Annotated in this window: 21 protein-coding genes; 15 read left to right on the forward strand and 6 right to left on the reverse strand. The window is 65.3% G+C overall.

All coding sequences use genetic code 11. The features are described from left to right. Positions 1 to 274: 274 nt before the first annotated feature. Entirely contained in the window at positions 275 to 1,567 is a 1,293-nt protein-coding gene (locus VQ065_RS06325) for an HlyC/CorC family transporter (RefSeq protein ID WP_003092651.1), read from the reverse strand. A 12-nt stretch (positions 1,568 to 1,579) separates the two neighbouring features. Further along, the gene (locus tag VQ065_RS06330; protein WP_003092649.1) at positions 1,580 to 2,380 is read right to left on the reverse strand and encodes a cytochrome C assembly family protein; all 801 of its coding nucleotides are present in this window, start codon (positions 2,378 to 2,380) and stop codon (positions 1,580 to 1,582) included. Between the two features lie 300 nt (positions 2,381 to 2,680). On the opposite strand from VQ065_RS06330, the gene ffh reads away from it, so the two are divergent. The 6 genes from ffh to VQ065_RS06360 all read left to right on the forward strand — a co-directional run bounded on the left by ffh (position 2,681) and on the right by VQ065_RS06360 (position 6,792). After that, positions 2,681 to 4,054, forward strand: coding sequence for a signal recognition particle protein (ffh, locus tag VQ065_RS06335; protein ID WP_003092645.1), 1,374 nt, complete (start codon positions 2,681 to 2,683; stop codon positions 4,052 to 4,054). A gap of 209 nt (positions 4,055 to 4,263) precedes the next feature. Then, positions 4,264 to 4,515, forward strand: a complete 252-nt coding sequence (gene rpsP / locus VQ065_RS06340; protein ID WP_003092643.1) for a 30S ribosomal protein S16 — start codon at positions 4,264 to 4,266, stop codon at positions 4,513 to 4,515. A gap of 15 nt (positions 4,516 to 4,530) precedes the next feature. After that, positions 4,531 to 5,058 carry a ribosome maturation factor RimM gene (rimM, locus tag VQ065_RS06345; protein WP_003092640.1) on the forward strand — a complete coding sequence of 176 codons (528 nt, stop codon included), beginning with the start codon at positions 4,531 to 4,533 and terminating at the stop codon, positions 5,056 to 5,058. A gap of 6 nt (positions 5,059 to 5,064) precedes the next feature. Next, the gene (gene trmD / locus VQ065_RS06350; protein ID WP_003092638.1) at positions 5,065 to 5,823 is read left to right on the forward strand and encodes a tRNA (guanosine(37)-N1)-methyltransferase TrmD; all 759 of its coding nucleotides are present in this window, start codon (positions 5,065 to 5,067) and stop codon (positions 5,821 to 5,823) included. Positions 5,824 to 5,864: 41 nt separating this feature from the next. Further along, a complete protein-coding gene (gene rplS, locus VQ065_RS06355; RefSeq protein ID WP_003092637.1) occupies positions 5,865 to 6,215 on the forward strand; it encodes a 50S ribosomal protein L19 in 351 nt (116 codons plus the stop codon). Between the two features lie 151 nt (positions 6,216 to 6,366). Further along, positions 6,367 to 6,792 (forward strand): acyl-CoA thioesterase, encoded by a 426-nt coding sequence (locus tag VQ065_RS06360; RefSeq protein ID WP_003092635.1) that lies wholly within the window; start codon positions 6,367 to 6,369, stop codon positions 6,790 to 6,792. 69 nt (positions 6,793 to 6,861) lie between these two features. Here VQ065_RS06360 and VQ065_RS06365 read toward each other — a convergent pair whose 3' ends face one another. Together VQ065_RS06365 and VQ065_RS06370 are read right to left on the reverse strand one after the other, a co-directional pair. Beyond that, complete coding sequence (locus tag VQ065_RS06365; protein ID WP_003092633.1) at positions 6,862 to 7,548, reverse strand: hypothetical protein; 687 nt, start codon at positions 7,546 to 7,548, stop codon at positions 6,862 to 6,864. A 113-nt stretch (positions 7,549 to 7,661) separates the two neighbouring features. Further along, entirely contained in the window at positions 7,662 to 9,497 is a 1,836-nt protein-coding gene (locus VQ065_RS06370) for a cation:proton antiporter (protein WP_003092631.1), read from the reverse strand. Between the two features lie 215 nt (positions 9,498 to 9,712). Here VQ065_RS06370 and xerD point away from each other — a divergent pair, with 215 nt between their 5' ends. From xerD to thrC, 4 genes are all read left to right on the forward strand, one after another. Beyond that, the gene (xerD, locus tag VQ065_RS06375) at positions 9,713 to 10,609 is read left to right on the forward strand and encodes a site-specific tyrosine recombinase XerD (RefSeq protein ID WP_003092629.1); all 897 of its coding nucleotides are present in this window, start codon (positions 9,713 to 9,715) and stop codon (positions 10,607 to 10,609) included. Between the two features lie 126 nt (positions 10,610 to 10,735). Continuing rightward, the gene (dsbC, locus tag VQ065_RS06380) at positions 10,736 to 11,464 is read left to right on the forward strand and encodes a bifunctional protein-disulfide isomerase/oxidoreductase DsbC (RefSeq protein ID WP_003092626.1); all 729 of its coding nucleotides are present in this window, start codon (positions 10,736 to 10,738) and stop codon (positions 11,462 to 11,464) included. A 213-nt stretch (positions 11,465 to 11,677) separates the two neighbouring features. Beyond that, entirely contained in the window at positions 11,678 to 12,982 is a 1,305-nt protein-coding gene (locus VQ065_RS06385) for a homoserine dehydrogenase (RefSeq protein ID WP_023098460.1), read from the forward strand. 52 nt (positions 12,983 to 13,034) lie between these two features. After that, positions 13,035 to 14,444, forward strand: a complete 1,410-nt coding sequence (gene thrC / locus VQ065_RS06390; protein ID WP_003092622.1) for a threonine synthase — start codon at positions 13,035 to 13,037, stop codon at positions 14,442 to 14,444. Positions 14,445 to 14,497: 53 nt separating this feature from the next. Here thrC and VQ065_RS06395 read toward each other — a convergent pair whose 3' ends face one another. Further along, positions 14,498 to 15,508: a poly(ethylene terephthalate) hydrolase family protein gene (locus VQ065_RS06395; RefSeq protein ID WP_003109641.1), complete on the reverse strand. Its 1,011-nt coding sequence runs from the start codon at positions 15,506 to 15,508 to the stop codon at positions 14,498 to 14,500. 306 nt (positions 15,509 to 15,814) lie between these two features. Here VQ065_RS06395 and VQ065_RS06400 point away from each other — a divergent pair, with 306 nt between their 5' ends. Beyond that, entirely contained in the window at positions 15,815 to 16,099 is a 285-nt protein-coding gene (locus VQ065_RS06400; RefSeq protein ID WP_003092618.1) for a DUF3509 domain-containing protein, read from the forward strand. A gap of 186 nt (positions 16,100 to 16,285) precedes the next feature. Here VQ065_RS06400 and VQ065_RS06405 read toward each other — a convergent pair whose 3' ends face one another. Next, on the reverse strand, positions 16,286 to 17,515 hold the full coding sequence (locus VQ065_RS06405; RefSeq protein WP_003129868.1) for a CaiB/BaiF CoA transferase family protein: 1,230 nt from the start codon (positions 17,513 to 17,515) through the stop codon (positions 16,286 to 16,288). Between the two features lie 304 nt (positions 17,516 to 17,819). Here VQ065_RS06405 and bacA point away from each other — a divergent pair, with 304 nt between their 5' ends. The 4 genes from bacA to VQ065_RS06425 are packed head-to-tail and all read left to right on the forward strand — an operon-like array spanning position 17,820 to position 21,949. Then, positions 17,820 to 18,440 (forward strand): biofilm formation regulator BacA, encoded by a 621-nt coding sequence (gene bacA / locus VQ065_RS06410; RefSeq protein WP_003092612.1) that lies wholly within the window; start codon positions 17,820 to 17,822, stop codon positions 18,438 to 18,440. A gap of 14 nt (positions 18,441 to 18,454) precedes the next feature. Beyond that, positions 18,455 to 19,150 (forward strand): PspA/IM30 family protein, encoded by a 696-nt coding sequence (locus VQ065_RS06415; protein ID WP_003092609.1) that lies wholly within the window; start codon positions 18,455 to 18,457, stop codon positions 19,148 to 19,150. Between the two features lie 55 nt (positions 19,151 to 19,205). Continuing rightward, positions 19,206 to 19,847, forward strand: a complete 642-nt coding sequence (locus tag VQ065_RS06420) for an OB-fold-containig protein (RefSeq protein ID WP_003092607.1) — start codon at positions 19,206 to 19,208, stop codon at positions 19,845 to 19,847. A gap of 35 nt (positions 19,848 to 19,882) precedes the next feature. Continuing rightward, on the forward strand, positions 19,883 to 21,949 hold the full coding sequence (locus tag VQ065_RS06425; protein ID WP_003092604.1) for a flotillin family protein: 2,067 nt from the start codon (positions 19,883 to 19,885) through the stop codon (positions 21,947 to 21,949). The last annotated feature ends 91 nt before the right edge of the window (positions 21,950 to 22,040 follow it).

Here is a 22,040-nt window from a genome sequence, read left to right on the forward strand (position 1 = left end):
GACGGAGTGCTTCCGTGCGGCCGGATGGTTATGGCCAGTGCGCCGATGCGGCGGCGCGGCGCCCGGGTGGGGCGGACGAGATCGGTCGCGCAGGGAGGATGGGGCTGCGCGCCGTGCGCCGGCTGGTACCGTCGGCATCGGGGCCGGGCGGGCAGGCGGGACTGGCGGGTGACTGGCCGGGGCTCGGGCTGCGGGTAGCGGCGGAACCGGCGGCAGGGCTGGATAAGCTGGGGTCGATTATAGAGCGCCGCAGGGCGGGTTCGGCAATCCCGGATCAGACGCTGGCGTCGCTTTCGACCAGCGGGGTCAGCGCGCGGGGATGCCAGGCGCGCACGCTTTTCACACGGTTTTCCGCCGACTGCTGGATTTCCAGGCAGTAGGGGCCGATGCGCAGGCACACCGCGCAATCGGGGATCTGCTCCAGGGCTTCGGTGACCAGGCCGTTGAGAGTCTTCGGGCCGTCGCAGGGCAATTGCCAGCCAAGCGACTTGTTCAGCTCGCGCAGGTTGGCGCTGCCGTCGATGACGAAGCTGCCGTCTTCCTGGGCCTGGATATCCGGGTTGTCGAGGCTGTCGAGGTCGTTGAAGTCGCCGACGATCTCTTCGAGGATGTCCTCCAGCGTGACGATGCCGATCACCTCGCCATATTCGTCGACCACCACGCCGATACGGCGCTTCTCCTTCTGGAAGTTCACCAGCTGGGTCGACAGCGGCGTGCTTTCCGGCACGAAATACGGCTCCATGCAGGCCTGGCGGAGATTCTCCTTGGTCAGGCGGCCCTGGGTCAGCAGGCGCGCGATCTGGCGCATGTGCACGACCCCTTCGATCTGGTTGACGTCGTCGCGGTAGACCGGCAGGCGGGTGTGGCTGGTGGTGCGCAACTGCTCGACGATGACCTCGAGTTCGTCGTCGAGGTCGATGCCTTCGATTTCGTTGCGCGGGATCATCAGGTCGTTGACCGTGACCTTCTCCAGGTCCAGCAGGCCGAGCAGCATGTCATGCCGGTTGACCTCGCTGGCCTGGGGATTGTCGGCCGGATGCAGGGCCTCTTCGTCGCGGCTGCGTCCGCTGTCGTCCTGTTCCGCCGCGGCGACGCCGAGCAGGCGCAGCAGCGCGTTGCTCAGCAGGGTCAGCAGCCACAGCAGGGGCCAGCACAGGCGCTGCAGGATCAGGAGCGGCAGGCTGAGCGGCAGGGCGACGCGTTCCGAGCGAAGGGCGCCGTAGCGGCGCGGCAGCAGGGCGCCGAACAGCAGCAGGAGCAGGGTCATGCCGGGGATGGCGACGGCCAGGCCGATGACGCCCCAGTGGCGCAGCGCGGCCCAACTGGCCAGGGCGGCGGCGCTGACGTTGACCAGGGTGCGGCCGAACAACAGGGTGCCGCGCAGGCGGTCGTCGTGCAGCAGCAGCCAACTGCTGCGCCGGGCCCCGCGCAGGCCTTGCTTGGCCTGTAGGCGCAGGCGGTAACGGTCGAGGTTGAGCAGGGCGGCCTCGACGCAGGAGAAGAACGCCGAGCAGGCGACCAGGAGAACCAGCAGGCCGACCAGGTACCCGGGGTGCAGCTCATCCATGAAGGAGGCCCATCAGATGTGCAGGATGAATTCCCGCACCAGCTTGCTGCCGAAGTACGCCAACATCAACAGGCAGAAACCGGCCAGGGTCCAGCGGATCGCCTTGTGGCCCCGCCAGCCGAGCTGGTGGCGACCCCAGAGGAGCACGGCGAAGACCACCCAGGCGAAGCAGGACAGGATGGTCTTGTGCGCCAGGTGCTGGGCGAACAGGTTGTCGACGAACAGCCATCCGGACAGCAGCGACAGCGAAAGCAGCGACCAGCCACCCCAGAGGAAGCCGAACAGCAGGCTTTCCATGGTTTGCAGGGGCGGGAAGTTGCGGATCAGCCCGGACGGATGCTTGTGCTTGAGGCGGTAATCCTGGAGCAGCAGCAAGAGCGCCTGGAACACCGCGATGGTGAGCAGGCCGTAGGCCAGGATCGAGAGCAGGATGTGGGCCAGGATGCCTGGTTGTTCGTTGATCGGCTCGACGGTGCCGTGGGGGATGAGTACCGCCAGCAGGGTGGTGAGGGCGCCCAGCGGGAATAGAAGGAGGAGCAGGTTCTCCACCGGTATCCGCAAGGTCGCCAGCAGGGTCAGGAGGATTACCGCGGCGGCGATCAGGCTGGCGGCGTTGAAGAAGTCCAGCACCAGGCCGGCCGGGGTCAGCAATTGCTGGTAGAGGCTGAAGGCGTGGGCGACCAGTGCCAGGAGTCCGAACAGGAGCAGCAGGGGTTTGCCCGGCGCGGTGCGCTTGGACACACAGGCACCCTGGTAGGCGGCGGTGCCGAGATAGAGAACAGCAGCGATGAGGCTGGGCAGCAGGGGATGCATAAGTCCTTGTAATCGCGGGCCCGAAAGGAAGGGAGTTTGGCATAGATCGAGCGTCGCGAGAAAGCCGTTGCGAACAGTTCTCTCGTACCTGTGGCCGGGTTGGCGGACCGCCTGCCGCGGGCGCCGCGACCTCCTGGCCCGGCAATCGCTTCGGCAAAGACGGAACGCATCGGCAAATCAAGGACTTGAGGCTGGCCTCCGGTCGTCGCCGGACACACACTCCGTCTTTCATCGCGTGTCCCGCGACGCGCTCTTGGTTATAATCCGCCGCTTGCCGCAACCCCCGTGGAAGGATCGCGCATGTTCGAAAACCTTACAGACCGCCTCTCGCAGACGCTTCGCCATGTCACCGGCAAGGCCAAGCTGACCGAGGACAACATCAAGGACACTCTGCGCGAAGTGCGCATGGCCCTGCTCGAGGCCGACGTGGCCCTGCCGGTGGTCAAGGACTTCGTCAACAAGGTCAAGGAGCGCGCCGTCGGCACCGAGGTCTCGAAGAGCCTGACCCCGGGACAGGCGTTCGTGAAGATCGTCCGCGCCGAACTCGAGGAACTGATGGGGGCGGCCAACGAGGACCTGGCGCTGAGCGTCGCGCCGCCGGCGGTGATCCTGATGGCTGGCCTGCAGGGCGCGGGAAAGACCACCACCGCGGGCAAGCTGGCGCGCTTCCTTAAGGAACGGAAGAAGAAGTCGGTGATGGTGGTTTCTGCCGACGTCTACCGTCCCGCCGCGATCAAGCAGCTGGAAACCCTGGCGGGCGAGGTCGGCGTAACCTTCTTCCCTTCCGACGTCAGCCAGAAGCCGGTGGCCATCGCCGAGGCGGCGATCCGCGAGGCGAGGCTGAAGTTCATCGACGTGGTGATCGTCGATACCGCAGGCCGCCTGCACATCGATGCCGACATGATGGACGAGATCAAGCAGGTGCACGCGGCGATCAAGCCGGCGGAAACCCTGTTCGTGGTCGATGCCATGACCGGCCAGGACGCCGCCAACACCGCCAAGGCCTTCAATGACGCCTTGCCGCTGACCGGCGTGGTCCTGACCAAGGTCGACGGCGACGCGCGAGGCGGTGCCGCGCTGTCGGTGCGGGCGATCACCGGCAAGCCGATCAAGTTCCTCGGCATGGGCGAGAAGAGCGAAGCGCTCGATCCGTTCCATCCCGACCGTGTGGCCTCGCGCATCCTCGGCATGGGCGACGTGCTCAGCCTGATCGAACAGGCCGAGCAGAACCTCGACCGCGACAAGGCCGAGAAGCTGGCGAAGAAGATCAAGAAGGGCAAGGGCTTCGACCTGGAAGACTTCCGCGACCAGTTGCAACAGATGAAGAACATGGGCGGCCTCGGCGGGCTCATGGACAAGCTGCCGATGCTCGGCGGGGTCAACCTGGCGCAGATGGGCAATGCCCAGGGCGCTGCGGAGAAACAGTTCAAGCAGATGGAGGCGATCATCAACTCGATGACGCCCGGCGAACGGCGCGATCCGGAAATGATCAGCGGCTCGCGCAAGCGCCGCATCGCCCTTGGCTCCGGTACCCAGGTGCAGGACGTCGGCCGGCTGATCAAGCAGCACAAGCAGATGCAGAAGATGATGAAGAAGGTCACCGCCAAGGGCGGCATGGCCAAGATGATGCGAGGCATGGGCAGCATGTTCCCGGGGGGCATGCCCAAGCTTTGATCGGACGCGCGGCCGCTGGCCACGCCGGCGGTTTCGCTCCGTCGGCCGGCGGGCGGACCGTGTGCTTCCCGCGCTCTCCGCGCCGGCCGATGGGTGGCCGAAAAAGAGATTTGCAAATTCCCCGATAATCCTTAGAATATGCGGCCTTTCGGGCCGTGGGCCCAGCGTGCATTCATTTTGCAAGCACCGACTACAGGAACGAAGTTCACATGGTAACCATCCGTCTTGCTCGTGGCGGCTCCAAAAAGCGCCCCTTCTACCACCTGACCGTGACCAACAGCCGCAATGCGCGCGATGGTCGCTTCGTCGAGCGCATCGGTTTCTTCAACCCGGTTGCGACTGGTGGCGAAGTGCGTCTGTCCGTCGACCAGGAGCGTGCTACCTACTGGCTCGGCCAGGGTGCACAGCCGTCTGAGCGCGTTGCTCAGCTGCTCAAGGACGCTGCCAAGGCAAACGCCTAAGCCGTCATGAGTGAAATGCCGACACCCGCCGACGACTTGGTCGTGATCGGCAAGATCGTTTCGGTGTACGGCATCCGCGGTGAGGTGAAGGTGTATTCCTTTACCGACCCGTTGGACAACCTGCTGGACTATCGCCGCTGGACGCTCCGGCGCGACGGCGAGATTCGGCAGGCCGAGCTGGTCAGGGGGCGCCTGCATGGCAAGGTCCTGGCCGCCAAGCTCAAGGGGCTCGACGATCGCGAAGAGGCCCGCACCTTCACCGGTTACGAGATCTGCATCCCGCGTAGCGAGTTGCCCTCTCTCGAGGAAGGTGAGTACTACTGGCACCAGCTGGAAGGCCTGAAGGTGATCGACCAGGGCGGGCAGTTGCTCGGCGTGATCGACCATCTGCTGGAAACCGGTGCCAACGATGTCATGGTGGTCAAGCCCTGCGCGGGCAGCCTGGACGACCGCGAGCGCCTGTTGCCCTACACCGGGCAGTGCGTGCTGTCGATCGACCTGGCCGCTGGCGAGATGCGGGTGGACTGGGACGCGGACTTCTGATCATCCATGGACAAGCGTTTGTGGGTGGGCGTCGTCAGCATCTTTCCGGAGATGTTCCGCGCGATCAGTGAGTATGGCATCACCAGCCGTGCGGTAAAGCAGGGGCTGCTCACGCTGACCTGCTGGAATCCACGGGACTACACCGAGGACCGCCACCAGACGGTGGACGACCGGCCCTTCGGCGGTGGCCCTGGCATGGTGATGAAGATCAAGCCTCTGGAGGGCGCGCTGGCGGATGCTAGGCAAGCCGCCGGGGGCAGGAAGGCGAAGGTGATCTACCTTTCGCCGCAAGGCCGCCAGCTGACGCAGGCGGGCGTACGCGAACTGGCCGAAGAGGAAGCGTTGATCCTCATCGCCGGGCGCTACGAAGGCATCGACGAGCGCTTCATCGAAGAGCACGTCGATGAAGAATGGTCGATCGGCGATTATGTCCTGTCCGGCGGTGAGTTGCCGGCCATGGTGCTGGTCGATGCAGTGACGCGGTTGCTGCCCGGTGCATTGGGTCATGCAGATTCCGCCGAGGAGGACTCCTTCACGGATGGCCTGCTCGACTGCCCGCACTACACCCGACCCGAGGTGTACGCGGACAAACGTGTTCCTGAAGTGTTGCTCAGTGGCAACCATGAACACATCCGGCGTTGGCGTTTGCAGCAGGCCCTTGGGCGGACCTGGGAACGACGCGCCGATCTTCTGGATAGCCGCTCGCTTTCTGGAGAAGAGCAGAAGCTGCTGGCGGAATACATCCGTCAGCGGGACGATAGTTAACGTATCGATGGCTGGCCGATTGCCGGTCTTAGGAGCACAGCATGACCAACAAGATCATTCAGCAGATCGAAGCTGAACAGATGAACAAAGAGATCCCGGCGTTCGCCCCCGGCGACACCGTGATCGTCCAGGTCAAGGTGAAGGAAGGCGACCGTCAGCGTCTGCAGGCCTTCGAAGGCGTCGTCATCGCCAAGCGCAACCGTGGCCTGAACAGCGCCTTCACCGTGCGCAAGATCTCCAACGGCGTGGGCGTGGAACGTACCTTCCAGACCTACAGCCCGATCGTCGACAGCCTGAGCGTCAAGCGTCGCGGCGACGTGCGCAAGGCCAAGCTGTACTACCTCCGCGCCCTGTCCGGCAAGGCCGCGCGCATCAAGGAAAAACTGGTCTAATCCGGTTCTTCTCCGAGAAAAGCAGCCCGAGGGCTGCTTTTTTCATGTTTGGCGTTCGCCTTTCCGGCGGCGCTTCCTACTGCCCACGGCAGCGCATAACCAGTACAACATCCGCGGCACCCAGGCAGCCACTCCATCCGGTATTCGTGGCATGACCCCCAGAGAGCAAGAAATCCTGCGTCGCACCGAGCTTTCCGAAACCCGTGTGACCAAGGCGGTATTCCCGCCCACCACCAATCACCACAACACCCTGTTCGGCGGGACTGCGCTGGCCTGGATGGACGAGGTCTCGTTCATCACCGCGACCCGTTTCTGCCGCCTGCCGCTGGTGACCGTCTCCACCGATCGCATCGACTTCAACCACCCGATCCCGGCGGGCTCGATCGTCGAACTGGTCGGCCGGGTGGTCAAGGTCGGCAACACCAGCCTCAAGGTGGAGGTCGAGGTGTACCTGGAAAGCATGTACGCCGACGGTCGCGAGAAGGCCATACACGGCCTGTTCAGCTTCGTCGCCATCGACGACGAAAAGCGGCCGGTTCCGGTCCTGCCGGGGTTCCCGGCCAGCCAGGCGGCTTGAGCCAGGCGGAAAGAAGGCACCCAGGGGTGCCTTTTCCATATCCCCGGACGATCCGGCCCTGGGTTGGGATCAGGGCCGCAGGCTGATCTTCAGGGAAGCCTGGGACAGGTCGATCTGTTGCAGGCTGACACTGCCGAACGTCTGCTCGCGCGGCGCGCCGGCAATGCGGATATTGTCGAAGCGCACCTCGCCGATACTGCTCGGCAGGCGCAGGTTGACCGAGCCGTCGGGGTTGAGCGTGCTTTGCGTCTTGCCGGTTTCGTAGCGAACGTCGCTCATCGAGGTTTCCGCCTCCAGGCTGTCGAGCACCGGCATCACCAGCTTCGCCAGTTGCTTCACCGCGGCCAGGCCGTCGCCGCCCTCGGCCTTCAGGAACAGGCCCTCGAGGCTTTCGTTGAGGCCCTGGGCGTTGACGTTGCTCATCTCGACGTCGGTCAGCGGACGCAGGTTCTTCGGCAATTCCTGGCGGCTCATGGCCGCTGGCGGCTGCATACGCTGGATGTCGGCGCTGGCCATCTGGAACGGACTGAGCAGGGCGGCGACCAGGGTCGCGGCCAGGCGCAGGTTGGTCTGCTTCTTCAGCGCCTTCTTCAGTTGCCGTTCGCTCAGCAGGCCCTGCTCGATCAGGGTTTCGCCCAGGCGCTTGTGGTTGCTCAACTGCGCCTGGATCGCGGCGTCCAGTTGGGCGGCGCTAATCAGCCCCTTGTTGATCAGGATCTGGCCCAGGCGGGAATGTTGTTGATTGGACATGGTCATGGCCTGATGAAAAAAAGAGGATGATGGCTAGATGCAATCATCCTCTTCGTGGGCTTCGTTTGTCACCCAACCTTGGATAGGGTGACGACGGTCTTTCGTCGGTTCGTTGAAGTCTAGTCGGCGATTTCCGTGGCCTGCGACTTGCTGACTGACGGTTCCGCCTCGATCAGCGACAGCAGCGTCCAGCCGGTGCCCGGCGCCAGCGTGGACTGTGGCGTGGCGACGTGCATTCTGCCGTTCGGATCGCGGGCGAACAGCAGGATCGCGGACTCGCCGTGCAGCGCCTGGTAGTCGTTCCAGCCGAAGGTGTCGGTGAGCAGGGTGGTGCGGATTTCGGCGCCGCGCGACAGCAGGCTGGCGAACTGCGCGTAGGTCAGCGGTCGCTGGCCAAGCGGGCGGCCACGGTGTTCGTCGCTGGAGCGGTGCTTGTCGGTACGCTTGGCTTCCTGGCTGGTCGGCAGGCCGAACAGCTGGCGATGGCCGAACTCGTGGCGGAAGCGCATGGCCGCCAGGGTGTTCAACTCGCCGGCCGGAGAAACCCCCAGCAAATGCCCGATGCCGATCAGGTCGAGGTGGGCTTCGGCGTGCTGCGAGGTGGGGTTGCCGAAATAGGTGGGCAGGTTGTCCATGCGGGCGGCGCGGATGTTTTCCCAGCTCGAATCAGTCAGCAGCACGCGGCTGCCGAGGCTCTTCAGGGCCTTGCCGATGGCGCGCCCGACCGGATTGGCGCCGACGATCAGGTAGCCGCTGGGCGAGGGCTCGGCGACCTTCAGCAGGCGCGCCAGGGGGCGGGCGGTGGCGCTTTGCAGGACCACCGTGCCGATGATCACCAGGAAGGTCAGTGGCACCAGCAGCGCCGCCTGGGCATGGCCTTCGGCGCCCAGGCGGATGGCGAAGATCGCCGAGACCGCCGCGGCGACGATCCCGCGCGGGGCGATCCAGCTGAGCAGGGCGCGCTCGCGCCAGCTCAGCGGCGAACCCCAGGTCGACAGCGCCACGTTCAGCGGCCGGGCGACGAACTGGATCAGCAGCAACACCAGCAGCGCCGCCGGGCCCAGGCCGAGCAGGGCATTGATGTCCAGGCGTGCGGCCAGGAGGATGAACAGGCCGGAAATCAGCAGGACGCTGAGGTTTTCCTTGAAGTGCAGGATCTGCCGTACGTCGACGCCCTTCATGTTGGCCAGGCCCATGCCCATCAGGGTGACGGCGAGCAGTCCGGATTCGTGCATCACCCGGTTCGAGGCGATGAACACGCCCAGCACCGCGGCCAGTGTCGCCAGGTTGTGCAGGTAGTCCGGCAGCCAGTGGCGGCGCAGGACGATGCCCAGCGCCCAGCCGCCGAGGATGCCGAACAGGCTGCCGCAGAGGATCACCCCGCCGAAGGTCTGCAGGCTGTGCAGCCAGCCGTCGCCTTCGCCGCTGGAGATGATGAAGCTGTACACCACTACCGCCAGCAGGGCGCCGATGGGATCGATGACGATGCCTTCCCAGCGCAGGATGTTCGCCACCGCGGCCTTGGGCCGGACCACCCGCAGCATCGGGACGATCACCGTGGGCCCGGTGACCAGGGTCAGGGTGCCGAACAGCAGGGCCATTTCCCAGCTGAAGTCGAGCAGGTAGTGGGCGGCCAGGGCGATCACGCCCCAGGTCGAGAGCGCGCCGATGGTCACCATTCGGTGCACCACGGTGCCGATTTCCTTCCATTCGCTGAAATGCAGGGTCAGGCTGCCCTCGAAGAGGATCAGCGCCACTGCCAGGGATACCAGTGGGAACAGCAGGGGGCCGAACATCTCGTCCGGATCGAGCCAGCCGAGCAGGGGGCCGGCGACGATCCCGGACAGCAGCAGGAAAAGAATGGCTGGCAGGCGCAGGCGCCAGGCCAGCCATTGACTGAGCAGGGCGGCGGCACCGATGCCGCCGAGGGCGAGCAGGATAGCGTTCTGGTCCATCGAGGATTCCTTGTCAGCGTCGCTCCGCTCGTCCTGAGCCGGGGCGAACCATCGAGCCACATGGCTCCGCTTTTTCCCGCGGGCACGGGAAGCCGGCCGACCTCCTGTCGACCGGCCTGACTAACCATTACGTGGCGATGACGGCCAACGCTCGCGATAGCGCCCAGGCTATGAAAGACTAGCCGCGCTTTCATTTGGTTCGCAGCCTTCATCCAATGAGTACCCTCGAACATCCCCTGATCGACCGTTTCCTCGATGCCCTGTGGCTGGAAAAAGGCCTTGCCGACAACACCCGCGAGGCTTATCGCAACGACCTCCAGCAGTTCAACGCCTGGCTCGATGGCCGCGGGTTGCGCCTGGAGGGCATCGGCCGCGACGCCATCCTCGATCACCTGGCCTGGCGCCTGGAACAGGGCTACAAGGCCCGCTCGACCGCGCGCTTCCTCTCCGGCCTGCGTGGCTTCTATCGCTATTGTCTGCGCGACGGCCTGATCGCCGAGGATCCCACCTTGCAGGTGGACCTGCCGCAACTGGGCAAGCCGTTGCCGAAATCCCTCTCCGAAGCGGACGTCGAGGCATTGCTGGCGGCGCCGGAAGTCGACGACCCGCTGGGCCTGCGCGATCGCACCATGCTCGAAGTGCTGTATGCCTGCGGCCTGCGGGTCAGCGAACTGGTCGGCCTGACCCTGGAGCAGGTCAACCTGCGCCAGGGCGTGGTCAAGGTGTTCGGCAAGGGCAGCAAGGAGCGCCTGGTGCCGCTCGGCGAGGAAGCCATCGGCTGGCTCGAACGCTACCTGCGCGAGGCGCGCGGCGACCTGCTCGGCGGGCGACCCAGCGACGTGCTGTTCCCCAGCCTGCGCGGCGAACAGATGACCCGCCAGACCTTCTGGCATCGCATCAAGCATCACGCGCAGGTGGCGGCGATCGGCACGTCGATTTCGCCGCACACCCTGCGTCACGCCTTCGCCACCCACCTGCTCAACCATGGCGCCGACCTGCGGGTGGTGCAGATGCTGCTCGGCCACAGCGACCTGTCGACCACCCAGATCTATACCCATATCGCCCGGGCCCGCCTCCAGGATCTGCACGCACGCCACCACCCGCGAGGCTGACGCTTTGTCCGAAAAATCCGTACCTATCCGAAAAGAGGCGCTTTCGTAGCGTTCTGCGACAAGCGTCGGGCCCGTCGGGATAGCGGTCTATGGTAGGCTTCGCCGACCGCACGACAGGAGTGACACATGCGCGTGACCCGTTTTCTGGCTGCTGCCGCCCTCGGCCTGATGAGTACCCTGGCCCTGGCAGACAATGCCGATCAGAACATCCGCAAGACCCTGCAGGCCCTGCAACCGGACCTGCCCATCGACTCCATCGCCAGCAGCCCGCTGCAGGGGCTCTACCAGGTGCAGCTGAAGGGCGGTCGGGTGCTCTACGCCAGCGCCGACGGCCAGTTCGTCATGCAGGGCTACCTCTACCAGGTGAAGGACGGCAAGCCGGTCAACCTGACCGAGAAGGCCGAGAGCCAGGCGATCGCCAAGGCGATCAACGGCGTGCCCGCCAGCGAGATGGTGGTGTATCCGGCCAAGGGCCAGGCCAAGGCGCACATCACGGTGTTCACCGATACCACCTGCCCGTACTGCCAGAAGCTGCATGCCGAAGTGCCGGACCTGACCGAGCAGGGGATCGAGGTGCGCTACATGGCGTTCCCGCGCCAGGGGCCGCAGTCGGCGGGCGACAAGCAACTGCAGGCGGTCTGGTGTGCGAAGGAGCCGACCAAGGCGATGGACGCCATGATGAACGGCAAGGAAATCAAGTCTTCCGAGTGCAAGAACCCGGTCGACAAGCAGTTCCAGATGGGCCAGATGGTCGGGGTGCAGGGAACGCCGGCGATCGTCCTCGCCAACGGCCAGTTGCTCCCCGGCTACCAGCCGGCCAAGCAGTTGGCCAAGCTGGCGCTGGAGGCCAAGTAGCGCCGGGTCTGCCGAACAATTGACTAATAAAGAGCCGCTTCGTAATGTGCGGCTCTTTTGTTTTCATCATTGGCGATTTCCGCCGCCCGCTGGCGGAATCCATCGCCAGGATGCGTCGTGGCCCGTACAGTGGTCGCGACAACCTCGATTCGCTCGGGGAACCATAGCAGGCCGGCGCGTCCGGCCGTCGTAGGTGAGATGGGGAGTTCCAGCGTGAAACCGGTCAAAGTAGGCATCTGTGGGTTGGGGACCGTCGGTGGCGGTACCTTCAATGTACTCGAACGCAACGCCGAGGAGATTGCCCGCCGTGCCGGGCGCGGTATCGAGGTTGCGCAGATCGCCGCCCGCCGGCCGAACCCGAAGTGCGATACCGGTGCGACCCCCATCACCGCCGATATCTTCGACGTAGCGTGCAATCCCGAGATCGACGTGGTCGTCGAGTTGATCGGCGGCTACACCCTGGCCCACGAGCTGGTGCTCAAGGCCATCGAGAACGGCAAGCACGTGGTCACCGCGAACAAGGCGCTGATCGCCGTGCACGGCAACGAGATCTTCGCCAAGGCCCGCGAGAAGGGCGTGATCGTCGCCTTCGAGGCCGCTGTCGCCGGCGGCATCCCGGTGATCAAGGCGATCCGCGAGGGGCTGTCGGCTAACCGCATCAACTGGCTGGCCGGGATCATCAACGGTACCGGCAACTTCATCCTCAGCGAAATGCGCGAGAAGGGCCGTACCTTCCCCGACGTGCTCGCCGAGGCCCAGGCCCTGGGCTATGCCGAGGCCGACCCGACCTTCGACGTGGAAGGCATCGACGCCGCCCACAAGCTGACCATCCTCGCCTCGATCGCCTTCGGCATTCCGCTGCAGTTCGACAAGGCCTACACCGAAGGCATCTCGAAACTGACCAGCGCCGACGTCAACTACGCCGACGCCCTCGGCTATCGCATCAAGCACCTGGGCGTGGCGCGTCGCACCGAGAGCGGCTTCGAGCTGCGCGTGCACCCGACCCTGATTCCCTCGGATCGCCTGATCGCCAACGTCAACGGCGTGATGAACGCGGTGATGGTCAACGGCGACGCCGTCGGCTCGACCCTCTACTACGGCGCCGGTGCCGGCATGGAGCCGACCGCTTCCTCGGTGGTGGCCGACCTCGTCGACGTGGTCCGCGCCATGACCTCCGATCCGGAGAACCGCGTACCGCACCTGGCATTCCAGCCGGACGCGCTTTCCGACCACCCGATCCTGCCGATCGAAGCCTGCGAAAGCGCCTACTACCTGCGCATCCAGGCCAAGGACCACCCGGGCGTACTGGCCCAGGTGGCCACCATCCTGTCCGAGCGCGGCATCAACATCGAATCGATCATGCAGAAGGAGGCCGAGGAACAGGACGGCCTGGTGCCGATGATCCTGGTTACCCACCGGGTCATCGAACAACGCATCAACGATGCCATCGCCGCCCTGGAAGCGCTGGAAGGCGTGTCCGGGCAGGTGGTCCGTATCCGTGTCGAACAACTGAATTGATCGAACGCCGGGCGCCGCTCGCGGGCCCGCGTCAACAGCGAAGGTTTTGAACATGCGTTACATCAGCACCCGCGGCCAAGCGCCCGCCCTGAACTTCGAAGATGTCCTCCTCGCCGGCCTGGCCAGCGACGGCGGCCTCTATGTCCCGGAAAACCTGCCACGCTTCACCCTCGAGGAGATCGCCTCCTGGGTCGGCCTGCCCTACCACGAGCTGGCCTTCCGGGTGATGCGCCCGTTCGTCGCCGGCAGCATCGCCGATGCCGACTTCAAGAAGATCCTCGAGGAAACCTACGGCGTCTTCGCCCATGACGCAGTGGCGCCGCTGCGCCAGTTGAATGGCAACGAATGGGTGCTGGAGCTGTTCCACGGCCCGACCCTGGCCTTCAAGGACTTCGCCCTGCAACTGCTCGGCCGCCTGCTCGACCATGTGCTGGCCAAGCGCGGCGAGCGCGTGGTGATCATGGGGGCCACCTCCGGCGATACCGGCTCCGCGGCCATCGAAGGCTGCCGCCGTTGCGACAACGTCGACATCTTCATCATGCACCCGCACAACCGCGTGTCCGAGGTGCAGCGCCGGCAGATGACCACCATCCTCGGCGACAACATCCACAACATCGCCATCGAAGGCAACTTCGACGACTGCCAGGAGATGGTCAAGGCCAGCTTCGCCGACCAGGGCTTCCTCAAGGGTACCCGCCTGGTAGCGGTGAACTCGATCAACTGGGCGCGGATCATGGCCCAGATCGTCTACTACTTCCATGCCGCGCTGCAGCTCGGCGCGCCGCATCGCTCGGTGGCGTTCTCGGTGCCGACCGGCAACTTCGGCGACATCTTCGCCGGCTACCTGGCGCGCAACATGGGCCTGCCGGTCAGCCAGCTGATCGTCGCGACCAACCGCAACGACATCCTGCACCGCTTCATGAGCGGCAACCGCTACGACAAGGACACCCTGCATCCCTCGCTGTCGCCGTCGATGGATATCATGGTCTCGTCCAACTTCGAACGCCTGCTGTTCGACCTGCACGGCCGCAACGGCAAGGCCGTCGCCGAACTGCTGGATGCCTTCAAGGCCAGCGGCAAGCTGTCGGTGGAAGACCAGCGCTGGACCGAGGCGCGCAAGCTGTTCGACTCCCTGGCGGTCAGCGACGAGCAGACCTGCGAGACCATCGCCGAGGTATACCGCTCCTGTGGCGAGTTGCTCGACCCGCACACCGCCATTGGCGTGCGTGCCGCACGCGAATGCCGGCGCAGCCTGAGCGTGCCGATGGTGACCCTGGGCACTGCGCATCCGGTCAAGTTCCCCGAAGCGGTGGAGAAGGCCGGCATCGGCCAGGCGCCGGCGCTGCCTGCGCACCTCGCCGACCTGTTCGAGCGCGAGGAGCGCTGCACCGTATTGCCGAACGAGCTGGCCAAGGTACAGGCTTTCGTCAGCCAGCACGGCAATCGCGGCAAGCCGCTCTGAGCCTGTCGTGAAAGGAAAAAGCCCGCCTTGATGGCGGGCTTTTTCATGTCTTCTCAAAGGGCGGCGGCGAGTTTGTTGCGCGAGGGGCGGAGCAGTCTCAGCGGATCGTTGAACTGGATGTCGCTGGCCAGCTTGTAGTAGCGCCCGACGAAATAGTCGCGGGCCTGGGCATCGTTCTTTCCCTGGTACAGCGCCCAGGCGACGCTGATGCCGGCGAACTCGTTGTACTCGATCTGTCGCAGCGGGCTGAAGTGGGTCGCCGTGGTGGCCGTGGCGCCCCAGGCGGGCACGTCGCGGATCAACGGGCCTTGCCAGAGGATCGGCCAACTGAGCGGCGGCACGACCACATCGGCCAGTCCGGTCAGCAGCAGGGTCGGGGTCTTTACCGTGGAACCGATGGCCAGGGGGCCTGGCTCGATCGGCAGGGCGCCGACCAGCTTCAACCGTGGCTCGATGAGTTGCAGGGCTTGTGCAGAGAGGCTGGCGCTCTGCAGCGTGGCCTGGCCGCCGGCGGAGTGCCCGGCGACCAGCGTCCGGGAAAAGTCGGCCCGGCCATGCAGGGCCGAGGCCGGGTCCCTGTCCAGTTTCGCGACCTCGAGGATGCCGAGGGCGTGCATCAGCGGGAAGGAGTTGATGAAGTCGGAAGAGATCACCACGATGAAGCCGTGGCTGGCCCATAGCTTCATCAGTTCGTGATAGTTGCCGGCGTTGGAAAGTATGCCGCCGACGAAGGTGATGACCGGAAGCTTGGCGTCGGACGCGGCGATGTCCGCCGGATAGTAGACGCTGGTACTGATCGGGCTGGCGAAGCCATAGGGGAACGCCTCGTTGCAGCGGATCGAGCCGTCCAGCAGGACGAACCTGGCGATGGTCCCGACGAAGCCACGGCAATCGGCGAGCACGGCGGTGCTGGCGATCTCGGTGTCGGCGACCGGACGCGCGTACTGGTCGTTGGCCAGGCCGACGGCGCCGAACAGCAGTGAGCCCTGTGCCGTGCCGGCGGCGAATGCCAGCGCGAGGATGAAGGCGCGCCAGGCGCCGCGGGGGGATGCGAAGGCAGTCATGAGATCCTCGCTGTTCGACACGCAGGGGGAAGTCTCGTTGTTACTGCCTGACGGACGCGCCGGATACTGCAATTTCAAGCAGGTGAAGGCGTTGCGCGAGGGTGGGATGGTTGGAGTTTTTCCCGGTGCTTTCCTTATAGCGGGCTGATCGTTGCGTTGGCCTGGCTCAGCTCGAATGGCTATTTGCGCCGGCTCGTGGCCTTTCGCCAGATGCTGCCGTTAGTCCGGTAAATGCTTGCATCGACGAACCCTATTCGCGTTTTTTCGGTCTTTGACGAGTCTTATCGTCGAAACAGGAGACCTGATTTGGACAGCCTGAAGCAACGACTGGCCGATGCCTTCGCTCCCCATCCCTTCACCCTCAGCCAGCCCCGGCCCGATGGCGGACGGGTGGTCACGCTGGTCGATCCGCAGGGGGAAACCCTGTTGCAGCGGGTCATCGCCAAGGTGCAGTTGAACGACGAAAGCTATCTCGAGGATGCCGTGCAGACCATTCGCCGGGAATTGCAGGTGCTGGTCGGGCGGATGGAGGAAGACGTGCTGGCGACCTTCCGCGAGCGGGATCACGTGCTGCTGTATTCGTCGCGCTAGCGCCGTCTCGTTCGACGGCGCGTTGCGCATCGGGCGGTCAGGCCGAAGGCGCGCGTCGGTGCAGCGGCTCTTGCCGGATGGCGCCATACTCGTGGAAGCGTGCGGATAACCCCTTCTCCCTTGCTGGATAGGGGGAGAGGGGGCCGCCCTGTCCGCGGAGCACCGATAAAGGGCTCCGCGTACCGTTCAGATGGCGCCTTCCCGGCGCAGGGCGGCGATGCCCTCGCTGTCGTAGCCCAGCTCGGCGAGCAGGGCATCGGTATGCTCGCCCAGTTCCGGGCCTACCCAATCCGCCGAGCCTGGCGTGGCGGACAGCTTGGGCACGATGCCAGGCATGCGGAATGGCTTACCGTCCGGCAAGCGTGCCGAGAGGAACATCTCGCGGGCAAGGAATTGCGGATCGCGGAACATGTCTTCGGCGGAGTAGATGCGGCTGGCCGGGACTTCGGCTCGCGCCAGCACCGCCAGCACTTCCTCCAGGGGCTGCGAGGCGACCCAGCGGTCGATAACCCCATAGAGTTCGTCGCGGCGCGCATCGCGCCCGTCGTTGCTGGCCAGTCGCGGGTCGCTGGCCAGGTCGTCGCGGCCGATGGCCTGCATGAAGCGGCGGAAGATCGCGTCGCCGTTGGCGCCGATCTGTACGTGGCGGCCATCGGCGCTGGTGTGGATGGAGGAGGGGGTGATGCCCGGCATGATGTTGCCGGTGCGCTCGCGGATGAAACCGAACACGTCGAATTCCGGAACCATGCTTTCCATCATGGCGAAGATCGCCTCGTAGAGGGCGACGTCGACCATCTGACCCTCTCCGCCGTTGACCTCGCGGTGTCGCAGTGCCATCAGCGCGCCGATCACGCCCCACAGGGCGGCGATCGAGTCGCCGATGGAAATCCCGGTGCGAACCGGCGGGCGGTCCTCGAAGCCGGTAATGTAGCGCAGTCCGCCCATCGACTCGCCGACCGCGCCGAAGCCCGGCTGGTCCTTGTAGGGGCCGGTCTGGCCGAAGCCCGACAGGCGCACCATCACCAGGCGCGGGTTCAGCGCGTGGAGGACATCCCAGCCCAGGCCGAGCTTTTCCAGTACGCCGGGGCGGAAGTTCTCGATCAGGATGTCGGCATCGCCGAGCAGGCGTTTCAGGATCGCCTGGCCCTCGGCGTGCTTGAGATTGAGGGTCAGGGATTTCTTGTTGCGTGCCTGAACGAACCACCACAGCGAGGTGCCTTCGTAGAGCTTGCGCCACTTGCGCAGTGGGTCGCCGCCGTCGGGCGACTCGATCTTGATCACTTCGGCGCCGAACTCGGCGCAGATCCGCGAGGCGAAAGGGCCGGCGATCAGGGTGCCGAGCTCGACCACCTTCAGGCCGGCCAGCGGTTTGGGCGAATGTTCCATGCGGTGTCCGTCAGGCTGCAGTGTGCGCATAGCCTAGAGCATTTGCCGGCGGTGCGGGCGGGTGCCGCGGTAGGGTGAGACGTTTCCCGTTTTTTCCCGATATGCCCGGCGGTCCTTCAATTCCTTTTGCATAGAGGGTTTAATGCGGGAGTCGATACAGGATGTAGCGCGCCAGACACCGAGCCAGGGAGGCCCCTCGTGCCATTTCTTTCTCTCTTTCCTCCCCGTGTTTCTTTTCCATGCTCCGGCCGGCCCGGCGTAGATATGCGCGTGCGTTGAATTTTATTACATGTGAGCTGTTGAAATCTTACATGTGACCTCGTAGTGTGAGTCCATGCAACGGAAATCATCAGCCCATTATCAGCGTGTCTTTCGCCAGCGCCTGCGCGAGCAGGGCCTGGTGAAGAAGGAAGTCTGGATCTTGCCGGAGAACGCCGCGGCGCTCGCCGGCATCGAGCGGATGCTGCGTCGCCCGGCTGCCGGAGCGGCTCATTTGGAGAAGGAGGAAGACATGACGGAAGCCCGGGTATGGAACGCTCGCTCGCTGGCCGAGGCCCTGAGCGGCACCGAGCTGTTCAGCAGCGGCGAGGCCCAGATCGAGCTGATCGAGGGGGCGGAAGCGAGTCTCTATGTGATCATGCGCGAATACGGCGACCTGCCGGTGTTCGTCGCGCCCCAGGGCGAGCAGATCATCGTCGAGGCGCTGCTCTGGCCGGAAAGCGACGTTACCGACGCGACCGCCTTCAACGAAGAGGTCCTGCTCAGCCGGCAACTGTTCCCGCTGTCGAGCATCGGCCTGCTCAACCTGCCGGGCGAGGAGCGCTGCTACAGCATGTTCGGCGCGTTGAGCACGACTTCGTCGCTGGCCAGCGTGCTGCACGAAATCGAAACCCTGGCCGGCAACGTGATCCGCGCCACGGAAGTCTACGCCGGCTACCTGAAAGCCCGGGCCTGAGGGAGGACACCATCATGACGGTATGGAGCAAGCTGCTGAGCGCCCTGCGCGGCGGAGCCAACGAGGTTGGCGAGGCGATCGTCGACAGCCAGGCGCTGCGCATCCTCGACCAGGAGATCCGCGACGCCGACGTCGAACTGCGCAAGTCGCGGGAAGCGCTGGCCTCGATCATGGCCCGCCACCGCCTGGCCCAGGAGCGCGTCGAGAAGGGCGCGGCCCAGGTCGCCGAGTACGAGCAATACGCGATCAAGGCACTGGAGGCCGGCAACGAGGAGCTGGCCCGGGAAGTCGCGGAGAAGATCGCGACCCTGGAGAACCAGCTCGAGGGCGAGCGTGCCCAGGTCGCGGAATTCGCCGCCAGCGTAGCCCAGTTGCGCAAGTCGGTGAGCCAGGCCGAAGGCAACATCCGCCAGCTCAAGCAACAGGTGGATACGGTCAAGGCCACCGAGAGCGTGCAGAAGGCGCAGATGGCCGTTGCCCAGCGCTATGGCAACTCGAAGAGCAAGCTGCAGACCGCGGTGGACTCCCTGGAGCGGATCAAGCAGCGCCAGGCCGAACGCGCGGCGACCATGGATGCCGCGGCCGAACTGGCCAGCGCGGCGGCGCCGGACGATGCGCTGGACGCCAAGCTGCGCGCGGCCGGGATCAAGGCCTCGGGCAACAGCGTGGATGGCGTGCTGGCGCGCCTGAAGGAAAAGGGCAAGGCCTGATAGGCCCGCGGCCCGGCGAAGGCGTCCGGGCCCGTTTTTCAGGGATAGAGCGACAATGGAAGGTTTCCTGCAGACGGCGCTGTCGTTTCCGACCGTGCTGTTCAGCTTTCTTCTGATCCTCGCGATCATTTACTGGGGCATCGTCGCCCTGGGCATGGTCGAGATCGATGTGCTCGATCTCGACGCCGAGTCGGTCGTCGATGGCGCCGGCCAGGCCGAAGGCCTCGCCGCGCTGCTGGCGAAGCTGAAACTCAACGGCGTACCGGTCACCCTGGTGCTGACCCTGCTGTCCTTCTTCGCCTGGTTCCTCTGTTACTTCGTCCAGTTGTGGCTGCTCAGCGCATTGTCGCTCGGCTGGCTGCGCTACCCGTTGGGCGCCGTGGTGGCGGTGGGCGCGCTGTTCCTGGCGGCGCCGCTGGCGGCCACGCTGTGCCGGCCGTTGCGGCCGCTGTTCCGCAAGCTGGAAAGCACCAGCAGCAAGTCGGTGCTGGGCCAGGTCGCGGTGGTGCGCAGCGGGCGGGTCACCCTGCAACATGGCGAGGCGTTGCTGGAAGACGGCGGCGCCGGGCTGATCCTGAAAGTTCGTGCGGAAGAAAACAAAGGCTTCAAGCGCGGCGATCGCGTCGTGCTGCTGGAGTACCTGGAGGCGGAGCACGCCTATCGGGTCGTTACCGAGGAAGAGTTCCGCGGTATCTGACCCGGGCTCGGTGAGAATCAAGGAGAACTGCTGCTATGGATATGACGTCGCTGATGCCCCTCCTGCTGGGAGTGGGCCTGGTCGTTCTGCTGGTCGTGGGCCTGCTGGCCCTGTTCAAGGCCTTCTACATCAAGGTCCCGCAAGGCACCGCGCTGATCGTCAACGACATGTCGTCGACGCCCAAGGTGCATTTCACCGGTGCGCTGGTCTATCCGGTGATCCACCTGAAGGAGTTCATGCGTATCTCGCTGATCACCCTGGAGGTCGACCGGCGCGGCAAGGACGGCCTGATCTGCCGCGACAACATGCGCGCGGACATCACCGTTGCCTTCTACCTGCGGGTCAACGAGACCCAGGACGACGTGCTCAAGGTGGCCAAGGCCATCGGCGTCGACCGTGCTTCCGACCGTTCGGCGGTGAACGAGCTGTTCAATGCCAAGTTCTCCGAGGCGCTGAAGACCGTCGGCAAGCAGTTCGACTTCGTCCAGCTGTTCGAGAATCGCCAGGACTTCCGTGACCGCATCATCGAGGTGATCGGCAACGACCTGAACGGCTACGTACTGGAAGACGTCGCCATCGACTACCTGGAGCAGACCGCGAAGAACTCGCTGGACCCGAGCAACATCCTCGATGCCGAGGGCATCCGCAAGATCACCGAGCTGACCGCCACCCAGAACGTCATCACCAACGAACTGGAGCGCAACGAAGAGCTGGCGATCAAGAAGAAGAACGTCGAGACCCGCGAGGCGGCCCTGGCCCTGGAGCGCCAGCAGGCTGACGCCGAGGCCCGGCAGAAGCGCGAGATCGAGACCATCCGTGCCCGCGAGGAAGCGGAAACCGCGCGGGTCAAGGAAGAGGAGCGGCTGAAGGCCGAGCAGGCGCGGATCCAGGCGCAGCAGGAAATCGACGTGCGCACCGAGAACCACCAGCGCGAGGTCGAGGTGGCGCAGCAGAACCGCCAGCGCGCGGTGGTCATCGAGGTGGAGAAGGTCACCCGCGCCAAGGACCTGGAGATCGTCGCCCGCGAGCGTGAGGTGGAGCTGCAGAAGATCGAGAAGGAAAAGGCGCTGGAAGAGCAGCGCAAGAACATCGCCAATGTGATTCGCGAGCGCGTCGCGGTGGAAAAGACCGTGGCCCAGGAGGAGGAGCGGATCAAGGAGGTGCGCGAGGTTTCCGAGGCCGAGCGGGTCAAGCAGGTGATCCTGCTGCAGGCCCAGGCGGAAGCCGAGCAGGAGCTGGTACGCCAGGTCAAGCAGGCGGAAGCCGACGAGGCCCGCTCCAAGCACAAGGCGGTGGAAATCAACACCATGGCGCAGGCCGAGCTGGAAGCGGCGTCGAAGCAGGCCGAGGCGAAGAAGCGTCTGGCCGAGGGCATCGAGGCCGAGCGCGCAGCGCCGGGCCTGGCCGATGCGCGGGTGCTGGAAGTCACCGCTGCGGCTAAGGAAAAGGATGGCTTGGCAGCGGCGCGGGTACGTGCCGAACAACTGATCGCCGAAGCCAGGGGCGACGAGGAGCGCGGCCTGGCCGACGCCCGGGTGCTCGAGGCGCAGGCCGCTGCCAAGGAGAAGGACGGCCTGGCCGAAGCCAAGGTGCTGGCCGAGAAGCTCGGCGCCCAGGCGCGCGGCGAGGAGCAGCTCGGCGCGGCCAAGGCCAAGGCCACCAAGGACCAGGGCAGCGCGGAAGCGGAAGTACTGCTGCAGCGCCTGAATGCCGAGGCCGAGGGGCTTGGCAAGAAGTTCGGCGCCCTGGATGCCCTCAGCGACAGCGCTCGCCAGCACGAAGAGTTCCGCATGCAGCTGGAGAAGAGCTTCGAGGAGGCCATGGCGGCCATCGCCGCGAACAAGGACATCGCCAAGGACCAGGCCGAGGTGCTCGCCACCGCGCTGGGCAAGGCGAACATCGAGATCGTCGGCGGCGAGGGCGACTTCTTCAACTCCTTCGCCAAGTCGCTGTCGGTGGGCAAGGCCATCGAAGGTGTGGTCGGCAAGAGCCCGGTGGTGCAGGACGTCCTCGCCCGCCTGCTCAACGGCCGTGGCGCAGCCGCTGCGGTAGTGCCGGAACGCAAGAGCGGCCACGAGAACGAGCCGGCGGCGGAAGTCTGAGTCGACCCGCAGCCTCCTCCGCCAACTGCGGAGGCGTTCCGCCCGCGCCCTGAGCGGCGCAGCCCCTGGCGTGGCCTGTTGGCTGCGCCCG

Origin of the sequence: Pseudomonas sp. KBN10P06128, from assembly GCF_037574945.1 — a bacterium.
GTDB lineage: Bacteria > Pseudomonadota > Gammaproteobacteria > Pseudomonadales > Pseudomonadaceae > Pseudomonas > Pseudomonas aeruginosa.